We start from the raw sequence: 18,918 nt of genomic DNA, 5'->3' as shown, positions 1-18,918 counted from the left end.
TAGACTATTATCAAAAGGGATGATCATGATCATCCCTTTTTTAATGCCAAAGTATTAGATGAAAACAAAAAGATGAGGAGTAGAGTCAAAAAAGGAAATTTGCAAAGGGAAAGTAGCACGATGAATAACAATAACTAACCTGCTTAAATAATTGAAATACGAGGTCAAGATGGAATCAATTCAAACTAAGTCATCCCCCTTTTCAAAATTGATCTGGGTGATTGTAGCAATTATCGGGGCAATATCTTTCGGGATACTTGCTGTCAGTCGTGGTGAACATGTTAATGCAGTCTGGTTAGTGCTTGCTGCTGCCTGTGTCTATAGTATTGCTTACCGTTTTTATAGCCTGTTTATAGCCAACAAGGTGTTTGAGCTTAATGCCAGACGGCTCACTCCAGCTTATCGGATGACCGATGGCCTGGATTATGTCCCAACCAATAAATATGTACTTTTTGGCCATCATTTTGCTGCAATTGCCGGTGCGGGACCTTTGGTAGGACCGATTCTGGCAGCCCAGATGGGGTACTTGCCCGGAACGATCTGGTTGCTGGCTGGTGTAGTACTGGCCGGTGCTGTACAGGATTTTCTGGTCCTGTTTATTTCTACCCGGCGTGATGGACGCTCACTGGGGGAAATGGCAAAACAGGAGCTTGGATCTTTTGCCGGTGTGATTGTGATGCTGGGTGCACTTGGGGTGATGATTATCATTTTGGCAGTACTGGCACTGGTCGTAGTCAAGGCTTTAACGAATAGCCCTTGGGGGGTATTCAGTATTGCAGCTACTATTCCTATTGCAATTTTCATGGGCATTTACATGCGCTATATACGCCCGGGCAAGATTGCAGAAGTCTCAGTGATTGGTTTCATTCTGATGATGCTAGCCATTGTGTATGGAGGAAATATTGCTGCACATCCATACTGGGGGCCATTTTTTACACTTTCAGGTACACAGTTGACCTGGTGTCTGATTATTTATGGTTTTGTGGCTTCAGTACTCCCAGTATGGCTGTTGCTTGCACCACGTGACTATCTATCGACCTTCTTGAAAATTGGGGTAATTGTCGGGCTGGCTATTGGTATTATTTTTGCCTTGCCAGAACTAAAAATGCCAGCTGTAACACACTTTATTGATGGTACTGGGCCTGTATTTGCCGGTTCGCTCTTTCCATTTCTGTTTATTACTATTGCCTGTGGTGCAATTTCAGGTTTTCACGCGCTCGTTTCTTCAGGTACCACACCAAAGCTGGTTGAAAATGAAGTTCATATCCGCATGATTGGTTATGGCGGTATGTTGATGGAATCTTTTGTTGCAATTATGGCAATGATCTGTGCAACGGTACTGGAACCAGGAGTATATTTTGCAATTAATGCTCCTGCTGCTGTTTTGGGCACAACAGTTGAAAGTGCAGCAGAAGCTGTACGTAATCTGGGCTTTGTTGTGACACCCGAAGCATTAGCACTGCTCGCAAAAGAGGTAGGAGAAACTACGATTTTGTCCCGTACAGGGGGAGCGCCAACATTTGCAATTGGTATGGCTCATATTATTTCCGAAATCTTTAACAGCCGTGCCATGATGTCATTCTGGTATCATTTCGCTATTCTGTTTGAGGCTTTATTCATCCTGACAGCAGTCGATGCCGGTACACGTGCCTGCCGTTTTATGGTACAGGATACAGTAGGTATTGTAATTCCGGCTGTAAAACAGTCTCATAATTTCTTTGGAAACCTGCTGGGGACTGCGGTAGCTGTAGCCGGTTGGGGGTTCTTTGTATATCAGGGCGTTGTCGATCCGCTAGGCGGTATTAACAGCTTGTGGCCATTATTTGGTATTGGTAACCAGATTCTGGCAGCAATGGCACTAATCTTAGGTACAGTCATCCTTTTCAAAATGAAGAAAGAAAAATATGTTTGGGTCACGATTTTGCCTACTATTTTCCTTTTCATCACTGCAATGACAGCAGGCTGGCAAAAAATCTTCCATGAAAATCCGAAAATTGGTTTCTTGGCGCAGGCTAATCGCTTCTCTGATGCAATTGCTCGTAATGAGATACTGGCTCCGGCAAAAAGTATTGCTGAGATGCAGATGATTGTCATGTCGAATCAGATTAATGCCGTCCTCTGCGGTTTCTTTATGATTGTGGCAATTGTGATGGTCATTGCATCTATCCGTGTAGTACGTCGTGCTTTGGCTAGCCCAACACCGACAGTAAATGAAGCACCCGCGGTATATCGTGATGAGACAGCGCCTGTAACTTCGATCAGAGGAGAGTCTTAATGAAATTGAAGCTTGCAAAAAATAGTACGACTGTTCTGGCAAAGATAATCAAGTTTACACTTTTGTCGCAAAAGCATCTGATTTTCTCTCCAAAGAACTGGTCACGTATCGCGACTTTATGGCAACGTTTGCAACAAAGTTTTCGCCTGATGGTAGGGGTGCCTGATTATCAGACTTATTTAGAACACATGAAACAGCACCATCCAGATCTTGAAGCAATGGACGCTAAAACATTTTATCGCCACTGTGTAGATTCACGTTATCCATCGGCAGGTGGAGATTTAAAAAAATGTCCATGTTAGTAATAATTTAGTAACTTAGAAAAACATAAAAACGGTGTATGTTAAATATACACCGTTTTTTTATTCAGGAAGGAAGGGGATGTGGGGAACCAACAGGCTTCAAAAGAATGAAAAAGATCAACAGAATAAAAAACTAGCCAGGCAGATAGGAGAGTATGCCTCACAAATAGACAGCTTTTTACAGCAGATCAATACCATTATTCTGGATAAACCGCAGCAAACCAAATTGGCCTTAAGTTGTTTGCTAGCAGGTGGGCATGTCCTGTTTGAAGACTTGCCCGGATTAGGTAAAACTACTTTATCGAGTGCATTAGCGCATATTGCCGGTTTAAGATTTCAGCGTATACAGTTTACCAATGACATGTTGGCCAGTGATGTAATTGGAATTAATATATTTAATCAGGCTGAACATATTTTTGAGTTTAAACCAGGCCCGGTTTTTACCCAGATTTTACTGGCTGATGAGATTAACCGTTGTAGTCCGAAAACACAGAGTGCCTTGCTGGAGGCTATGGAGGAAGGTTGTGTCACGGTAGACGGTGTCCGACATGCTTTACCTCAGCCATTTTGGGTGATTGCTACACAAAACCCTTTATTCCAGAGTGGAACTTATGCCTTGCCAGAGTCCCAGCTGGACCGTTTTTTAATGCGATTATCCTTGGGCTATCCATCGCGCCAGGCAGAAAGGATTCTGTTACAACAGGACTCGCGTCAGGCATTAATATCAACAATTGAGCATGTCTTTAGCCAGCAGGATATTCTGAATCTTCAACAACTGGCACGTAATATTTATTTAAGTGATGTAGTGCTGGATTATATTCTGGATTTGGCTGAAATGACCCGTAAAGGCCGACATGGGTTATCTACCCGCGGAATATTGGCCTTAAAAAAAGCTACGCAGGCCTATGCTCTATTAGAAAAGCGCAGTTATGCGACTACAGATGATGTACAGGCCGTATTTAATGCTGTGGTTTCTCATCGTCTCGGAACAACTGATGCAGAAAGCTATAAGCTTCTGCAAAGTGTGGCGGTTAGTTAGGAGCACACCATTTGCAGAAACATATCCAAGGCTGGCTTGCCAAGCGTTTCCGGATTGATGGGCAAAGAACCCTCAAGCAGCGGGATATACTGGTCTTTATGTATCAGCAGGGTTACCTGTATTTGGTTCTCATACTGATTACTTTTATTGCCGGCGTTAACTATGCCAATAACCTGATACTGGGTTTCTGCTTTTTAATCAGTGCTGTACTTTGTATCAGTTTTTATCTTGCTTTTAAACAGTTGCATCAACTCAAAATAGAAGTGATCGTGCCTGAAGTCGGCCGGGTAGGCCAAGCCATGCAAATAGAGATTATTTTTTATCAGGAGCGAGAGATTGTACGTTATTTAAACCTGTATTATGCAAAGCAAATCATTCCAGTTCTAGTACAGCATAAACAGCAGCGTTTTCATTTACTGGTGTGGCCAGAAGAACGCGGAGCATTACATTTACAGCGCCTACAGATATATTCTACTTATCCTTTCGGACTGGTTCGTGCCTGGACCTATCTTTATCTGGAACAAATGAGCTGGATTGCCCCTCAGGCTTTAGATTTTAAAGCTGAGAATGCTGCACAAAATGCATTACAACAGGCACAGGATATGGATGAATTTCAAGAACTGCGTGATTTTAAAACGGGTGACTCTTACCATGCGGTGTCATGGAAGCAGGCTGCTCGAGGTCAGGGCCTTTATATCAAGGTATTTGAAAGCTATCCCGAGCAGAATAAGATAGAAATTTGCTATGAGCATATGCCAAGTTCAGAGCATGAAGAAAAACTGAGTTTAATGATGGGGCTGGTAGATCAATGCGAACAGCAACAATGCCCTTATCGTTTGGTTTTACCGCAGGACGAGCTGGCCACCGGATCAGGTGAGGCTCAATTTCAGAAAGCACAAAAATTACTGGCGCAGGCTTAACCATGTTAAATCGACCTGTTCATGGCGCCATGCTGCTGGCTCTCGGGCTGATCTGGCTGGCACAACTGGCTTTCACTCCTATAATGAACAGCCTTCTATTTGCTTGTGTAATAATAAGCTTGGCATGGCAATATCATAAAAATCTCCATAAAAAACAATCTAAAATTTTTCAGGTCATTTTTGTTCTATTCAGCTTTGCTGCGATTTACTGGCAGTATCGGAGTTTCATCGGTGTAGAAGCAGGGGTAACACTATTAGCAGTTGGCCTGTATGGTAAAGCTTTAGAGACTCGAACTCGGCGTGATTATCTAATTATTTTTAACTTTGCACTATTTGTAAGCGCCAGCCTGTTCCTTTACAGCCAAAACATCGGGATGGCTATCCTGATCTTATGTTCACTCATCAGCTGCTTGATCGGGCTGTACCGGATTCAGATAAGTGATTTTCAACAAGAGCAGGTTAAAGGCCGTTTAAGAAAGGACTTTCAGCATGTAACTAAGCTGATTCTGTATGCCATACCATTTTTTATAGTACTATTTATTTTTTTCCCACGGTTGCCTCCACTCTGGTCAGTACCATTACAGACCGATCGTGCCACCACCGGCATAAGTGACCGGATGTCACCAGGAGATATCGCCCAGATTTCTCAATCCAGTGCGCTGGCATTCCGGATTTTAGGCAATATACAGAAACTACCTGAGCGTGAGCAGCTGTACTGGCGCGCGATGGTGCTGGATGAATTTGATGGACGGACTTGGACTAGCCATTTTATTAATCAGCAACCTAAGACATTGCCATCTCTTCATATAACTGACGGGCTAGATTACCAGTATCTGCCTGCTGACTCACAACAGCAATGGGTAATATCGCTTGAAAAGTCTATTCCTTTACAGGCGAACTTCCAGTTACATCAAGACTGGAGTATTACTCCAACCCGTCCAAATCAGGGTGCACAGCCCATTCGACTGCAATGGTTGGGACAGTCAGCTCAGACGGTAGCACCCCAGTATTCGGATACAGTTCAGGCTATAAACCTGAAAGTACCGAGTAGCACTGATCCCCGGACCCGGCAGTTAGCCAGCAATTTATTTAAACAGAGTAATCAGCAACCTGCCCGGTATGTAGAGAATGTATTGAACTGGTATCGTCGCAATGGCTTTGTCTATACTTTAAGTCCAGGCCGTCTCGGGCAAGACAGAATAGATGAATTCCTGTTTAAGTCCCGGCAGGGTTTCTGTGAGCATTATGCAGGTAGTTTTACAATGTTGATGCGCTATGCCGGTATTCCTGCTCGGGTAGTAGTCGGGTATCAGGGAGGACAACCGGCTCCAGATGGACAAAGCTGGGAGGTGCGACAGATGGATGCTCATGCGTGGTCGGAAGTCTATTTAAATGGCCAGTGGCATCGAGTTGATGCAACAGCTGCGGTAGCACCAGAACGGGTAGGGTCGGGCATGCAGGACTATCTGGAACAAGAGCCTTCTACACTAGGCAATAATCACCGTTCTGGCTTGCAATATCAACAGTTTGCTTTGCTTAAAAATATTCGGGTATGGAGTGATTATGCTTCTTATCAATGGCAAAGCAAGGTCGTAGGATATGATACTGATAAACAAAAAAACTGGCTTGCACGTTTAGGTTTAAAATCTGTCTATAGCTATATTCTGATTTTGTTTATTAGTATTGTGATGCTGGTTCTAATCTACTTGTTGATACAGTATCGTCAAAATCTGCAAAAAATGACCCCTTATGAACGTTCTATAAGAAAATTTACTAAGAATCTTCCCGTTGAACTGCATAAGGACTCTTATGAGACTTTTCAACATTGGATGATAAGATTGGCTCAATACAGTAATGATACAAGTTCTTTTTATGAACTAGCTCAACTTGACCAAAAAATTCGGTTCATGCAACAGGACACACCAGAGAATCTTAAAATGTTTAAGAAATTGCTTAAAGACTGTTCATTTGCTTTAAAGCTGAATAAAAAAACTTGTCAGAAAAATAAAAAATGCATATGATGCAAAACACTTAGGCGTATAGCTCAGTTGGTTAGAGCGCTACGTTGACATCGTAGAGGTCTCCAGTTCGAGTCTGGATATGCCTACCAAATATGACACCTTATGGTGTAAAGGTTTCAAGGAAATACAAGTACTTGAAGCCTTTTTTTATTGCCTGTCACTTTTATCTTATTTTTGGTCATGTTGGTCAAACTGGCGGATTTCGCCAGTTTGCGGTTATGATTTACGTCAGAATTACGTCAAGGTTTCCGAGTTTACGTCATGAAGATACCAAAACCGAGAAAACGCGGGCAAAGCTACTTTATTGAAATTATGGTTAAGGGTAAGCGCCATTCTGCTACCCGAGATACTGAAAAAGAATGTGAGCAATGGGCTGCCCAAAAAATATTAGAAAGCAAAGCCAAACAGGCTGCCGATGATCTTGGAATAAAGCCACACTATCCATTCAAAACGCTTTTTTATAAATACTATGATGAAGTCGGTAAAAAGCTTCGTGGTGCCAAATACGTTAAAGAACAGCTCAAGCCATTCGATGAGAAGTTTGGCGCTTTGGCTGAAATGTCGATTCATGACATCACACCCAAGCATTTAACAAACTGGCGAAACAAAAGACTTAAAGAAGTAGGTGCAAACACTGTGCTTCGGGAAATGGCTTTATATAGCTCTGTATTTTCTTATGCCATTAAAGAGCTATTCCTTTTGGACAGCAATCCTTGGTCTCTAGTTAAGAAACCACAGAAGCCAAAGTCTCGACATAGAAGAATCCGGGAAGATGAGATTGCCCAGATTCTAAGCGCACTAGACTATCACGAAGGCAAGGTCCCAATGCTCCCTGAGCACTATGTTGCATGGGCTTTTCTATTTGCCATGGAAACCGCCATGCGTAGAGGGGAGATACTTGGTATTCAGATGAAAGATATTTATGATCGTCATGTCCATTTGCCGAAAACTAAAAATGGTGATGCCCGTAATGTTCCTTTAACCAAAAAGGCATTAGCTTTGCTTGAGCTAATCCGGCATGACGGAACCAAACTAATTCCTCAGACTGAGAATGCTTTTAGATTAATGTGGGAGCGCAGAAAGGAGAAGGCAGGGCTATCTGATATTCATTTTCACGATACTCGCCATGAAGCAATTACACGGTTTGTGAATAATCAAAAGCTACCGGTTGAAGTGTTAGCCAAAGTGACAGGGCACAGGAATATCAAGATGCTTGTGAATACTTATTACAACCCTGATGTGAATGATATTGCAGATATGCTAGATGCATAAATTAAAGCCCCATTATAGGGGCTTGATTGGAATGTTTCCGTAATACTTATACCACCCGATACCGTCGGCATATCCATATAGCTGACTTGATATTATCTTGCAGTAAATAATATCCCCGAATATCAAGTTATAATGCGTCGCACCCTCTGGCGCGTTCTTTCTGATTTCATTTAGATCCATTAGTTTTTCCTTGGTCTGCCTACGCGTTTACTTGGTTTTTCGCTCAAGACCAGATGTGCTTCATCCGGATTGTATTGTGATTTCCCTCTAGTGCCACGGTTGATATGAGCACATCGCGACCTAACTGTTTCTTCACTGATATTGTAAATTTCCGCAAGATATTTAGATCCGACCAGTTTTGGACTTACATCTTTGATTGCCACAACCTTCGCACCACCAACCTCAGCCCCTAAAAAGAGCTGAGGCACCTCACCTTGTACAGTGATCTGGTATATACCCATCAAACCACCTCCAATCTTTTACCTGCTTCGATTTCTGCATCGGTAGCGTGTCTAACATAAAAATAAGGCTTATACTTATTAGACAAAACATAACTTGCGTTAAAATCATCACTCTCACACACTAATAGCTTATCGAATATAGATTTAACTGTTAGTACATCATTGCTGGGATAATCTGTTATCTCTACAACCTTATCCCCAACCTCAAAAATATTGTGCTGGCGGCGGTATTCGAGAAGCTCCTTCCGATATTTACCCAGTTGCAACCAATCGACATCGATTGCATTTACTTCAATCCAACCTTTAGCCTTTTCATATTCATCAAGTGTTTTAATCATCTATGTTAACCTCATAGTTATTTAAGGCATTAAAAACATCAACATCTAGTCTATCTTTAAATTTAGCAATCACCTTTTTAATATGAGCCTCCTTATGCTTCTTATAAAAAAGAAAAGCATCATTGGGTGTATCAAACACATTCCCCTTTACTTGCTCGCCTTTCAAAAAACCCAAAGACGCCACATACTTTCCTTTTGATTTTGAGAAAGTTACTCCTATGGGCAAGTCTCCTCTACAGGCTTTTCTATTAGTGATAAGTTTGTTTATCTCTTGTGGAACTAACCGACAAAGCTCAGGTGAATAAACTTTGTTGCCCTTGAGGATTATATCCTTGTCCAAGTTAACCGCCCGCTTTTCGGAGATATGTTCATAACCTTTCATTTTTATTATGTCATCATAGAAGTTCATAAAATTGTGCCACCGATCACAAACATAACACCCTTTGTATTGAGGGCATTTTTTTTGGAAAGACTCACTGTAGCATCTCCTTAGCATTTCTCTCCATAGCACGTATTCGCTGGTGTGCTTCCCGTTAACTTTTGCGGGTATGTTTGATGTGTTGTAACCAACTCCTGCCACACCAGTTCTTGATTTGTGTCTAGCCTTAGACCCGCCCAACTGTTCAATCAGATTCATACCACCTCTCCCAAACTGATGACCACTTCTTCCGGCAAATCACTGTCTTTTAGGATCATCTCAAAACCCCATCGCAGCCAGACCAAACCCAATCAGCCCCAACAGCAGCCAACCCAAAAACAAATATTCGAGGTGTTCCATGTGATGTTTTTTCATGTGGACTCCTGGGCTTCGATCATAGCTTGATAGACATCGCCATATTTAAATGCAGATAATCGACCATCTATTTCTTTAGCAGCCTGAGCCATACTATTTGTGCACTGGCGCGGCATTAGAACAAACCCTTCCGGCACCGCTTGGGCTGCTTGCCATATCTCATGTGACAACTGAACGTATGAACTACGATATTTGCCATTACGAATTTCTAAAACAGATTCAAAAGGACAGTCTTTGTTTTTTAATGACTCAACCATCCCCTTATAAAAATTAGTCTTTGAAAATGCTAATTCAAAAGCTTCATCTTTCTTATCCATCTTCACCACCAATCTTTTATTAAAATAAATAACTATGCTAAAAATCCGGGCTACTTTTTTATTAAAGTAGGTTTATGCGACTTTTAGCTTCTGATTTAATGCGAGCTGGTCAATTGCCCGATCTATCGTTTTGTTAAAAGCAATCACGCTTTCCTCAAGCCCGGCAATATCTAAATCTTTTGCAAACACACGAATAATTACGAGTTGCAAATACTCAGGCAGGCGAGGGTCATAACTCACGAAGTCGCACCATTGGCGTTTTGTGCAAGCCAACTGCCATGTAATTTGTGGAATGTACTCATCTGGCACTTTGCGACTGAGCAACGTGTTTAAATGCGTAGTCGTGTTTGGGCACTTCACTTCAAGCTGACCCTGCTTGCCAACCAACCCATCAGGAGAAGCGCCAGACAACGGGATAGAAGGGTGGTCAATTAGGCCTGTACCTTCTACAAATTCACCTGTTTCATTTTCATAGGCTGTGATTGCATGTGGCTCGTGATCGATTCCCCATTGCATCAACTGAGTAGTTTTAGTTTCTTCCTGAACGCCAGTGAGGCGCTCGGAAAGAATGATTAAGCCTAATGAATTAAGCACTTTGCCCTTGGCTGGCTTGGCATCTATATCCTTGATGCGACTAGCAGTTACTTTGCCACATCGCTCAGAATGCCAGTCATCACTACGCTGGAGAATGTTCATAGGTTTCTCCTTCGCGAGCCAAAGCCTGATCAGCAAATTGTGCGATTTCTTTTAGACCTGCAGCATGATTTGACCAGAATGTATTTTTTAGATTGCTGCTTGGCAGGACAGAGTAGGCGGACTGCAGGCGCTTGGTTCCGTACTGCGCTTCATTTTTGAAGTGTGGCAGGTGTTCGGCTTCAAATGCTTGGTAGCCCTCTGGTACAGTGCTATTGGTTACGCCAGAAACAGTTTTAACTTCTTGATTTTCAGCAATACGCTCAGCCTCATCTTGATCATGAATGCCTACAAAACCGAAGGCTAAACGTGCGCACTGGATAGTAGCTTTATGGCGCAAGAAGCGTGAAGGATGGCTTTGCCATGGGCCTTCAACTACATAACCAGATTTCGATTTAAATGGAGCGCGGTAACACTCAGCCAAGTATTCGCGGACAATAGTAGGGTGTTCACGGTCTTTGCGGTAGATAATACATTCCACCCACTCAGGCGCTTCAACCTTGGCACCATCCATTTGAACCATGTTTTCTGAAAACCTAAATTCCATGCCGTTGAAATTAGAGTTCCCATTGATGATGCGAGACCAACCATCTACACCAACAACCGGAATAATCCCCTTGTTTTTATCTGGAAAAGCATAGATTTCTTTTGTCCAAGGATTTAGCTTGTATTGGCCTGCAACAATTAAGAGAGAAGCCATTTGAGCATCAGTTGCAGGCGTTTCAGTACGAAAAGCTGTTTGAATCAGTGTATCTTTCAGCTCTTGCGGATCTATATTTGATAAACCCAATACATCTGCAACCTGTGCAATTTGAGCTGTAACTAAGGTATTTACCGGTGCATTCATATTCTTCTCCTAAGCAACCTGTGCCAATTCCATCCCAAACAATCCAATTTCGCGCTTCACTTCTTCTAAATTCGTGAAGTAATCAAACTGCTGAGTCGTCAATTCATCAATTGCGATAAACTCATCGTTAAACACACAGTCATCCGGCAGACCACGGTAAGTCTTAACTGTGCACACCTGGTCTGTGTCGACTGTGCCGTCCTGTAGCACTAAAATGGATAGCGTGACGCGCTGGGTGTGCAAGTCATCAAGCAGCATGTACTGCGTATCCAAGTGAATTTCGATGCGGCCAAAGTAGTGGGCTGCAAAATCAGGGTCGTAGTCGTGAGTGCTGAACTGCTCGGCAAAAGCGGTTTTGATTTTCATTGCTGCACCTCACGAACTTCTAATCTGTAAGTTTTGCCTTTTACTTCAAACTGCAAGCAAATTTCTTCTTTCAAAAGGTGCTGCGCCACAGCACTAACAGCGGTATCAGTCACATCATCTTTTTCGCCAATAAACATTTGGTTTTTAGGATTAACGCGACCTGCATAAATTCGACCAGTCAGCATTGACGACATGACTTTTATTGGATTTTTAGCCATCACTAAGCCTCCTTCGTCACAACAAGCTGTTCTTCAAACTCAGTCGTAAGCTCTGCAACGATTTTGCTGGTCATACCTTCTTCAAAATCAGGTGCACCTAAATCGCGGTCATCCGGGGTGATAAATCGAATTTCCCCAAGTTCAATCCATTGCTGACCATCTTCATTGACTTGCAGAACCTCAACTTGTAGTGAGCAATCCTCCTGACCTTCTAGCCATACGATTGCCTTGCCGATTGATTCCGTGCCTTCGTGTTCATGTGGGTAAAGCTTGCCCTGAACTGATAGCTCTTGAAGGGCAACGAATGGTTTAGCCTGATTGATAGAGACTTCAACTTCTTGTGCAGGCCCACTTGCATCGGCGTAGTTGCAGCCTGATACTACTGAAGCAATTAGGAGGCTATTGAATAAAGTAAGTTTTGCATTCATAATTAATTCACTCACTGAGTAAAAGTCCCTGTCCGTCGAAAGCTAGGGGCTTTTTTGTTGTCTTGGTGAATTAAATATCGCATTTCCGATATTATTAGTCAATAGGAAATCCGATAAAAATATAGAAAAACCGATATTTTTATTTTTAACTATGTTTTGATAGACAAAAGAAAACCCACACGGGGTGGGTTGAGAAGGGAGTTAAGAAAACTAAGAAAGCAAAGATCTACTTGATAGGAGTGTGCTTGCAGGCATAATACTGGCAAAATTGGCTAAAATTTGACTCTCCCTTTTAAATGCCTCTTTATTCTCTCTATCCTCAAGAACGATTTGAATCTTAGCTTCTTCATTTAAATTGGTTACATCAACGATCTTTCTGAGTAAATTCCCAGTTTTTTCTGCTTTAGGTTTGGCATAATCAACCAGCTTATTTCCAGCTTGAAAATTAAAACTGTGTTCACTGCCAGAGTGCCCGAGTATCTTTGGTTTTAAGATTAAACTTTCACCAAACTTAAGAGATAAAAAATCATAGATAGCATCAAGAATCTCTCTAAGTTCTTGATTATTTGTGGTTCTAGGGGAGTAGGTAGTTAAGTGAGACAAGACATCCAAATAACGTCCTATAGCCAGATCAACATCCTCTGACTGCGCCTCTAAAATTAAACCCTGATTTTCAAACTGCACACTGTTATCTAGTCTCTTGACTAATCTTTGCATGGTTTTTTCAGCGTTTTCAGGATTAGGAAGGGATTGTGCAAAATAGTTAAAATTTAGTCCAAAATCTTCAATTTTTACAAGACCACTGGGGTTTTGACTAATAAAATATATTGATGGTCGGCCACCAGTAAAGATATGAGGCGTACTTACACACAAGGTATTATCGGTAGCCCAGTATGATTGATTGCCATGCTTGTTAAAAATGGAAGTTAGCAGATTATTCATAAGTCTAGCTCTCCATTAAACGGTGGGATGTGATTTCCAAATATTTCCAAGTTGGTTCTAGAGCTAAAATCATTTAGCCAATTGAACCAATTCCAGCCTTGAGATGTTTCTCTTGCTTCGCAAGTTACATTCAAAGCTACATAATGAGGACCATAGCAAGTTAGGCCTTCTTCAACATGACTACGCTCTTCAAGGGGCAAAACCTCAAGTTGGGCTGCAATATTCTGATGATTCTTATGATTAAGAATCAGCGCAAATGAGTGGTACTCATAATGAACAGCTCTTGTGCTTAAAAACAAGAGAGATCCGCCCTGAATGGTTTCCCCATCTTCATTATATACAACATTGGTTCTCCATATATTTTTATTTGTGGCTGTGGGGTGCTGCATCATTTCAACACCTTCATATACAAATTTTTTTTGTAATAAAAAATCTTTCAATGTCTGATTGGAAACATTAAAGGTTCTGCTCGATTTTTGCAAAACACCCCTCCAGGTTTAATAGAAGCCATCCCTAGCTTACAGCTTAATTTAATAATGACTCTTTTCAATTCTTACGTGGTTTCTTCTTAGCTCGATAAACATAGCGAATACAATCCACTACCTCCCCAAGAAACTCGCACTCCTCATCCAGTGGAATAATATTTGGTTTAAAATCAGGGTTTATTGCCTTGAGGTACTTAGTGCCATCTGGTTCGATAACCAGTTTCTTGAAGGTTGCTTCGTCAACCTTCCTGACCACTACAATGTCACCAGAATTCATGTCGCAAAATGGCAAGGTTGGATCAACTAGGATGTAATCACCTTCATGAAATTCCGGATAATTACTTAGTCCTTGTACCTTCAAGTAAAAGCATTTTTCACAGTCTCCATCTGGAAGCGGCAGCCACTCCTCAACCTCAGACATATCAACAGCTTCAACATTCGTCATCGTACCTGCTTGAACCCATGACAGAACAGGAGCCATACGAGGGGAGATTGGAATAACGTTTGTTAGAGAGTCTTCACTAAATGCGCCTTTTTTTAGTTCTTCGGCAGTAACCCCAAGGGCATTAGCCAGTTCAAGAATAGAACCAGTTGACTTTGCATTGCCGGTTTCTAAATCTGATATTACAGACTGCTTTACCCCAGACTTTTGAGCTAACTGCTTTTGGGTCATTTTCTTCGCTTTGCGAATATTTTTTAAATTTTCACCCAAAGTTGGCATGAGTATTTTTCCTTAAGTACTGCTATCGGAATTCTGATACAAATCACAATCGGTTTGGCTATTGTATAAATATCGGAAAACCTATATATTGGTTTAAAAATATAGGAGGTTCTTATGAATCAGTGGCAAAACATGATTTCTGAATTGCGCAATCAAGGCCTAACTCAGACCCAAATCGGCATAGAAATCGGCTGTTCCCAAAATTATGTAAGTGATCTGGAACGTGGTGTATGTGGTAAGCGCCTTTCACATGGTCTGGCAACAAAACTCCAAAAGCTTTGGAAAAAGCATTGCAAAACTAAACAAGTGGCATAGGTGAATTTATGAGTCTTGAAAAGAAATCTACGCATGTTCGTTTATCTCCTGAAAATCATGAACGGGCACGTGTTCTATCCAATATCAAAGGAAAGGACTTGGCCCAGTATCTCGCCTGGCTACTCGAAAAAGAGATTGCTGGTGAGTGGCATGTTCTCAGTATAGAGGCTCGAAATATGGAGCGCTTGGGAGTATCTGCTTTACTAAGGGATTTAAGTACAGAGGTGTTTATCGCTGAGGGATCGGAAGGGATTCACGGGGATTCAGACAAAGAAAAAGCCTGATGGATGAGATCAGGCTTTTAGTGTTCACCAACATTAGGAAATCTAAATGAACAAATCAAATTTAGCACACAACTTATGCAGTATCAAATGCATAAGCCCTAAACGGAATCATTTATTTAATGATTTACCCCTTACAAGCCCCTTTGAAGGAGCTTAGAAGCTATGCGTGAATATGGGAAAGTTTCCCCACACTTTTGGACTGGCTCAACTGGCAAACAGTTAAGGCAGTGCCCGGAATCTGTCGTGGTGTCCCTGTACCTAATGACCTGTCCTCATGCCAACATGCTAGGCCTTTATTACATGCCTCTTTTGTATGTTGCTCACGAAACTGGACTAGGCATAGAAGGGGCATCGAAGGGGCTTAAATGGGCTTGTAAAGCTGGTTTTTGTAGTTATGACGATGCTTCTGAAATGGTGTGGGTGCATGAGATGGCTCGCTTCCAGATCGCCGACAAATTAAAGAATACAGATAAGCGTAGTATTGGGGTTCAAAACGAGTACAACTCATTACCTTCAAACCCTTATCTGGAAAGCTTTTACAACAAATACAGCCAAGCATTTTGCATGACTGAAAAGCGTGAAAATATCACTAAAAAACCAGTAGAAAACGAAGCCCCTTCCAAGCCCCTTGCAAGCCAAGAGCAGGAACAGGAGCAGGAACAAGAGAATACACACACAAACGCGCAGGAAGAAAATTCAGGTGCTCAAGTTTGGAATCCAAATTTTGAAAACCTAAGCTCAATTCTGAGAAGCACAAAATATTCTCACCGTATTTCTGAAATTCTCAGTATGCAAGATTTCCAATTCCATCTTGGAAACTTCAACACTCACCATGAGAACAATTTCCAGCTCACTGACAACCAGAAGCTGAGAAAGTTTGCACAGTGGATTGTTGAGGAATTTGAAAAAGATCTCGAAAAAGCTGAACGCAAAAACAAACAGGTAACTGGCTACTCTCGTTCTGAGAAACCAGGCTCAAGAAATGTCAATGATGCTTGGGGTGATGAAAAGCAATACGCACCAGCAACAGACGATGTAGACACGGAGGGCATGCTATGAACGCAATGCATACTCAGTTTCAACAAACGATTCAGCTTTCCTCTGAATTCTGCTCTAAACACAGCGAAGCAATGGTCACGATGTTTGGCCGGTCCGTTTGTAAGTCATGCGCAGTTGAAGCCGTCACCAAAGCCCAAGATGAACATGCTCACTCTGTAAACCAGATGGTACGTGAAAAACACTTCGCCGGAGCCATGTTGCCTAAGCGTCATGCTGAAAGTGGTTTTCTCAATTACCAGGTTAGTAACGACGGCCAGAAAACTGCAAAGCATCAGTGTGCCACTTTCGCCAAAGACTTCAACAAAGGCGTACAGCGTAATCTGATCATGGTGGGACGTACTGGTACAGGTAAAACCCATCTTGCGTGTGCTGTGGCTCGTAATGTTCTGGATAAACAGAAATATGCCCGTTATGTGACTTCTGAGGATATGGCAAACGAGATTGCGAATGCATGGAAGAAAACAGACGACAACGAAAGCAATGCAGTGTTCCGCTTTGCCGAATATGACTTGCTGATCCTGGATGAATACGGCCTGAATGATCAGCACGAAAACCGCTTAAAGCTGGTCCATAAAGTCCTCTATGCCCGTTATGACGAAGCAAAGCCGACGATGCTGATTTCTAACTGGACCATCAAGCAGCTTGAAGAAAACTTGGGTGATCGCTTGTGGTCCAGGTTCCAGCATGGCGGATTGACGGTAGTTCAGTGTAACTGGGCTGATGCTCGTATCGGAGGTGCTCTATGACCCACAAATCAACATGCCTCTGCTTCACATGCAGCAAGTCTAAGCGTAGAGCCAGTTCAAAACGTACTCCCAAGCCGAAGCAGTACGAGTACAAGAATCTGGATATGAGCAAGATTGATCAGTACAGCGAGCAGCGGATCAGAGCGTTGTGGAGTATGGGAGGTGGGGTGTGAAAGATCAGCATGACAACAAAACCGTGGATTGGGTGGGTCAATTTTCCAGAGCATGGGCCATGCCAAATAAAAATACATTTTCTATTAAGCCCATCAGAGAGCTAATTGAAAAACATAACAGCTGCGAATTATTGAGCATTGATCCTTTTGCAAATACTTCACGAATAGCAAAGGTCACCAACGATATTGATTGGACTATGGATACGGACTTTGCACTTGATGCTTTGAGTTTCTTAAAGACTTTTGAGGATGAGTCTGTAGACCTCGTTTTATTTGATCCGCCTTACAGCCCAAGACAAGTTTCAGAGTGCTATAAAAAATTAGGCTTATCAGTGAGTAGCCAGGACACACAGGCCAAATTCTGGGGAGATCTTAAAAAGGAAATTGCCCGCATCACTAAAGTAGGTGGAAAAGTTTTGTCATTCGGTTGGAACTCTAATGGTATTGGCAAAACAAAAGGTTTTCAGATTGTCGAGCTATTAACCGTGGCCCATGGTGGCAATCACAACGACACCATTTGCACTGTTGAAATCAAGGTCAGTAGTCAAGGAGGTGGGGCATGAAGCTAGGTCTAAAAGGTTCCGGGATTTCGTGGTTCGAGAAATACTTCGCCATTCTCCTCTTTGCTGTTCATGCGGAGCCATTCAAGGTGCTGGATGTGAGAGAAGCGGTACTTGATGAGAAGCAGGCAGTGATCAGGGGGTATTTATATCACCTAGTGAGACTTGGTTATCTCGAAAAAATAAATACAACCACCTTTCGTGCAACGGATTACGCAAAACAACTATTTGGAGCCACCGCATGACTAAGCATGACAACGTGAGCCTAGGGGGAATTATGAAAGCAACTGAGTTTGTTAAGAAGTTTGGATTAAACACCACAGAGAACTATGCCGACCATTGCGTAAATATTAATGACCTAAAACGCATTGTTGAGAGTCATGAGCTAGTTGAGAGGTGTGGCGGTTTAAACTCTCTAAAAGCATGGGTAAAAGAGACAAAGAGCAAACTCAGTCTTGCGACTTATTTTCATTGCAACAAGCCACTTGTTCTCATTCAAATTGAGAAGGCTGAACAAGCCATCGCAGACGTGGAGGCATGCCATGAAGTCAATTGAGGATATGGCGCATGAGTATGCCTTGCTGCACATGAGTATGCCGCGCTATCACGATGTGGATGATAGGGAAATTGTTGCTTGGGCTGTGGAATATGCTCAAGCCATGCAAACCGAACTCAATAAACTCAACCGAGGCGTACCAGATGCCATTCTTGAAGCTGAACGCCGGAAGTGTGAGCACTTTTGGGGTAATCAAGTAACAGGTGGTGTAGTTGAAAGCTGCATGATCTGCGGACAGCGTAGGGAGGAAGGGTGATGAGAGGTTTCGAAAAATGGTTTAAGGATCAAGACTTCTACACAAACATGCGGTTCATTCATGGTGACAGGCTGTTTGATAAGGATGGTGATATTTATCGGGTGTTGCCAGTGCAGATAGCTTATCAGGGCTGGAATGCTCGTCAGAGTGAAATTGGTGAGTTAAAAGCCCAGCTCGAATGCTGCCGGAAAGAGAATGCAGTGCTGTTGGGGAAGGTGGGTGAGTTGAAGCGAGGTGCTAATGACTAACCTCCGCATCACCACAGCACAAGCGCGTAAAGCCGGACTAGGCCCTCGATTTAGTGTGAAAACCAAGTCGGGGAAAAAGAATAGGGTGGGCGTATAAATGGGCGCAAAACTTACAGAAAATCCAGAAGCTAAAAAGAAAGCTAATGATTATTGGAAAACCTATCTGGAGCTAAAGAGTGTTCATAAAACTGCGGATGCACATGGAACATCGCATAGTGTGGTTCATAGGCATCTAAGGGCATTTGGCTATAGGTTGAAAGGCGAGAAATTCACCAAGCAAGAT

29 protein-coding genes and 1 tRNA gene are annotated in these 18,918 nt (G+C 42.4%); 18 read left to right on the top strand and 12 right to left on the bottom strand.

Going from position 1 to position 18,918, the window contains the following annotated elements; all coding sequences use genetic code 11:
- Positions 1 to 169: 169 nt before the first annotated feature.
- The 7 genes from N518_RS0110285 (at position 170) to N518_RS0110255 (ending at position 7,829) form a co-directional block, all read left to right on the top strand.
- Complete coding sequence (locus tag N518_RS0110285; RefSeq protein WP_005025354.1) at positions 170 to 2,275, top strand: carbon starvation CstA family protein; 2,106 nt, start codon at positions 170 to 172, stop codon at positions 2,273 to 2,275.
- Positions 2,275 to 2,577, top strand: a complete 303-nt coding sequence (locus N518_RS0110280) for a YbdD/YjiX family protein (protein WP_005014997.1) — start codon at positions 2,275 to 2,277, stop codon at positions 2,575 to 2,577. Before N518_RS0110285 ends, N518_RS0110280 begins: the two co-directional genes overlap by 1 nt.
- Before the next feature lie 79 nt (positions 2,578 to 2,656).
- The gene (locus tag N518_RS0110275) at positions 2,657 to 3,616 is read left to right on the top strand and encodes an AAA family ATPase (RefSeq protein WP_005025356.1); all 960 of its coding nucleotides are present in this window, start codon (positions 2,657 to 2,659) and stop codon (positions 3,614 to 3,616) included.
- Positions 3,617 to 3,627: 11 nt separating this feature from the next.
- Positions 3,628 to 4,536, top strand: a complete 909-nt coding sequence (locus N518_RS0110270; RefSeq protein WP_005404841.1) for a DUF58 domain-containing protein — start codon at positions 3,628 to 3,630, stop codon at positions 4,534 to 4,536.
- Between the two features lie 2 nt (positions 4,537 to 4,538).
- Entirely contained in the window at positions 4,539 to 6,557 is a 2,019-nt protein-coding gene (locus N518_RS0110265; protein ID WP_026444216.1) for a transglutaminaseTgpA domain-containing protein, read from the top strand.
- Positions 6,558 to 6,569: 12 nt separating this feature from the next.
- Positions 6,570 to 6,646 (top strand) — tRNA-Val (locus tag N518_RS0110260).
- Between the two features lie 172 nt (positions 6,647 to 6,818).
- A complete protein-coding gene (locus N518_RS0110255; RefSeq protein ID WP_026444215.1) occupies positions 6,819 to 7,829 on the top strand; it encodes a tyrosine-type recombinase/integrase in 1,011 nt (336 codons plus the stop codon).
- 179 nt (positions 7,830 to 8,008) lie between these two features.
- Here N518_RS0110255 and N518_RS0110245 read toward each other — a convergent pair whose 3' ends face one another.
- From N518_RS0110245 to N518_RS0110185, 12 genes are all read right to left on the bottom strand, one after another.
- Positions 8,009 to 8,290, bottom strand: a complete 282-nt coding sequence (locus N518_RS0110245; protein ID WP_026444214.1) for a hypothetical protein — start codon at positions 8,288 to 8,290, stop codon at positions 8,009 to 8,011.
- Complete coding sequence (locus N518_RS0110240) at positions 8,290 to 8,628, bottom strand: hypothetical protein (RefSeq protein ID WP_026444213.1); 339 nt, start codon at positions 8,626 to 8,628, stop codon at positions 8,290 to 8,292. Before N518_RS0110240 ends, N518_RS0110245 begins: the two co-directional genes overlap by 1 nt.
- On the bottom strand, positions 8,621 to 9,265 hold the full coding sequence (locus tag N518_RS16230; protein ID WP_051531897.1) for a hypothetical protein: 645 nt from the start codon (positions 9,263 to 9,265) through the stop codon (positions 8,621 to 8,623). Before N518_RS16230 ends, N518_RS0110240 begins: the two co-directional genes overlap by 8 nt.
- A 152-nt stretch (positions 9,266 to 9,417) precedes the next feature.
- Positions 9,418 to 9,738: a hypothetical protein gene (locus tag N518_RS16225; RefSeq protein ID WP_034593909.1), complete on the bottom strand. Its 321-nt coding sequence runs from the start codon at positions 9,736 to 9,738 to the stop codon at positions 9,418 to 9,420.
- Positions 9,739 to 9,810: 72 nt separating this feature from the next.
- A complete protein-coding gene (locus tag N518_RS0110220; RefSeq protein WP_026444212.1) occupies positions 9,811 to 10,434 on the bottom strand; it encodes a lambda exonuclease family protein in 624 nt (207 codons plus the stop codon).
- Positions 10,415 to 11,278, bottom strand: a complete 864-nt coding sequence (bet, locus tag N518_RS0110215; RefSeq protein WP_026444211.1) for a phage recombination protein Bet — start codon at positions 11,276 to 11,278, stop codon at positions 10,415 to 10,417. The genes N518_RS0110220 and bet overlap by 20 nt, the downstream gene beginning before the upstream one ends.
- 9 nt (positions 11,279 to 11,287) lie before the next feature.
- Positions 11,288 to 11,644, bottom strand: a complete 357-nt coding sequence (locus N518_RS0110210) for a hypothetical protein (RefSeq protein WP_026444210.1) — start codon at positions 11,642 to 11,644, stop codon at positions 11,288 to 11,290.
- A complete protein-coding gene (locus N518_RS0110205; protein WP_026444209.1) occupies positions 11,641 to 11,862 on the bottom strand; it encodes a hypothetical protein in 222 nt (73 codons plus the stop codon). The genes N518_RS0110210 and N518_RS0110205 overlap by 4 nt, the downstream gene beginning before the upstream one ends.
- A gap of 2 nt (positions 11,863 to 11,864) precedes the next feature.
- Positions 11,865 to 12,305, bottom strand: coding sequence for a hypothetical protein (locus N518_RS0110200; RefSeq protein ID WP_026444208.1), 441 nt, complete (start codon positions 12,303 to 12,305; stop codon positions 11,865 to 11,867).
- Positions 12,306 to 12,500: 195 nt separating this feature from the next.
- A complete protein-coding gene (locus N518_RS0110195) occupies positions 12,501 to 13,232 on the bottom strand; it encodes a hypothetical protein (protein ID WP_026444207.1) in 732 nt (243 codons plus the stop codon).
- A complete protein-coding gene (locus N518_RS0110190; RefSeq protein ID WP_026444206.1) occupies positions 13,229 to 13,714 on the bottom strand; it encodes a hypothetical protein in 486 nt (161 codons plus the stop codon). Before N518_RS0110190 ends, N518_RS0110195 begins: the two co-directional genes overlap by 4 nt.
- A 64-nt stretch (positions 13,715 to 13,778) precedes the next feature.
- Positions 13,779 to 14,438 (bottom strand): LexA family protein, encoded by a 660-nt coding sequence (locus tag N518_RS0110185; protein ID WP_026444205.1) that lies wholly within the window; start codon positions 14,436 to 14,438, stop codon positions 13,779 to 13,781.
- Positions 14,439 to 14,552: 114 nt separating this feature from the next.
- On the opposite strand from N518_RS0110185, the gene N518_RS0110180 reads away from it, so the two are divergent.
- From N518_RS0110180 to N518_RS16215, 11 genes are all read left to right on the top strand, one after another.
- Positions 14,553 to 14,753 (top strand): helix-turn-helix domain-containing protein, encoded by a 201-nt coding sequence (locus tag N518_RS0110180; RefSeq protein ID WP_026444204.1) that lies wholly within the window; start codon positions 14,553 to 14,555, stop codon positions 14,751 to 14,753.
- Positions 14,754 to 14,761: 8 nt separating this feature from the next.
- Positions 14,762 to 15,037 carry a hypothetical protein gene (locus N518_RS0110175; protein WP_026444203.1) on the top strand — a complete coding sequence of 92 codons (276 nt, stop codon included), beginning with the start codon at positions 14,762 to 14,764 and terminating at the stop codon, positions 15,035 to 15,037.
- A gap of 162 nt (positions 15,038 to 15,199) precedes the next feature.
- Positions 15,200 to 16,096 carry a hypothetical protein gene (locus N518_RS0110170; RefSeq protein WP_026444202.1) on the top strand — a complete coding sequence of 299 codons (897 nt, stop codon included), beginning with the start codon at positions 15,200 to 15,202 and terminating at the stop codon, positions 16,094 to 16,096.
- Complete coding sequence (locus N518_RS0110165) at positions 16,093 to 16,842, top strand: ATP-binding protein (protein WP_026444201.1); 750 nt, start codon at positions 16,093 to 16,095, stop codon at positions 16,840 to 16,842. Before N518_RS0110170 ends, N518_RS0110165 begins: the two co-directional genes overlap by 4 nt.
- Positions 16,839 to 17,015: a hypothetical protein gene (locus N518_RS17105; protein WP_155756713.1), complete on the top strand. Its 177-nt coding sequence runs from the start codon at positions 16,839 to 16,841 to the stop codon at positions 17,013 to 17,015. The genes N518_RS0110165 and N518_RS17105 overlap by 4 nt, the downstream gene beginning before the upstream one ends.
- Positions 17,012 to 17,578, top strand: coding sequence for an adenine-specific DNA methylase (locus tag N518_RS0110160; RefSeq protein ID WP_051531898.1), 567 nt, complete (start codon positions 17,012 to 17,014; stop codon positions 17,576 to 17,578). Before N518_RS17105 ends, N518_RS0110160 begins: the two co-directional genes overlap by 4 nt.
- A complete protein-coding gene (locus N518_RS0110155) occupies positions 17,575 to 17,820 on the top strand; it encodes a hypothetical protein (RefSeq protein WP_034593904.1) in 246 nt (81 codons plus the stop codon). Before N518_RS0110160 ends, N518_RS0110155 begins: the two co-directional genes overlap by 4 nt.
- The gene (locus tag N518_RS0110150; RefSeq protein WP_026444198.1) at positions 17,817 to 18,131 is read left to right on the top strand and encodes a hypothetical protein; all 315 of its coding nucleotides are present in this window, start codon (positions 17,817 to 17,819) and stop codon (positions 18,129 to 18,131) included. The genes N518_RS0110155 and N518_RS0110150 overlap by 4 nt, the downstream gene beginning before the upstream one ends.
- Positions 18,118 to 18,387, top strand: coding sequence for a hypothetical protein (locus tag N518_RS0110145; protein ID WP_026444197.1), 270 nt, complete (start codon positions 18,118 to 18,120; stop codon positions 18,385 to 18,387). The genes N518_RS0110150 and N518_RS0110145 overlap by 14 nt, the downstream gene beginning before the upstream one ends.
- Complete coding sequence (locus N518_RS16220; protein ID WP_034593901.1) at positions 18,387 to 18,635, top strand: hypothetical protein; 249 nt, start codon at positions 18,387 to 18,389, stop codon at positions 18,633 to 18,635. The genes N518_RS0110145 and N518_RS16220 overlap by 1 nt, the downstream gene beginning before the upstream one ends.
- A 97-nt stretch (positions 18,636 to 18,732) precedes the next feature.
- Positions 18,733 to 18,918: hypothetical protein (locus tag N518_RS16215; protein WP_034593899.1), on the top strand; the 186-nt coding region annotated here is incomplete at its 3' end.

It is taken from the genome of Acinetobacter sp. UNC436CL71CviS28 (assembly GCF_000620525.1).
GTDB classification, from domain to species: domain Bacteria; phylum Pseudomonadota; class Gammaproteobacteria; order Pseudomonadales; family Moraxellaceae; genus Acinetobacter; species Acinetobacter radioresistens.
This window is presented reverse-complemented; position numbering and strand designations above follow the sequence as displayed.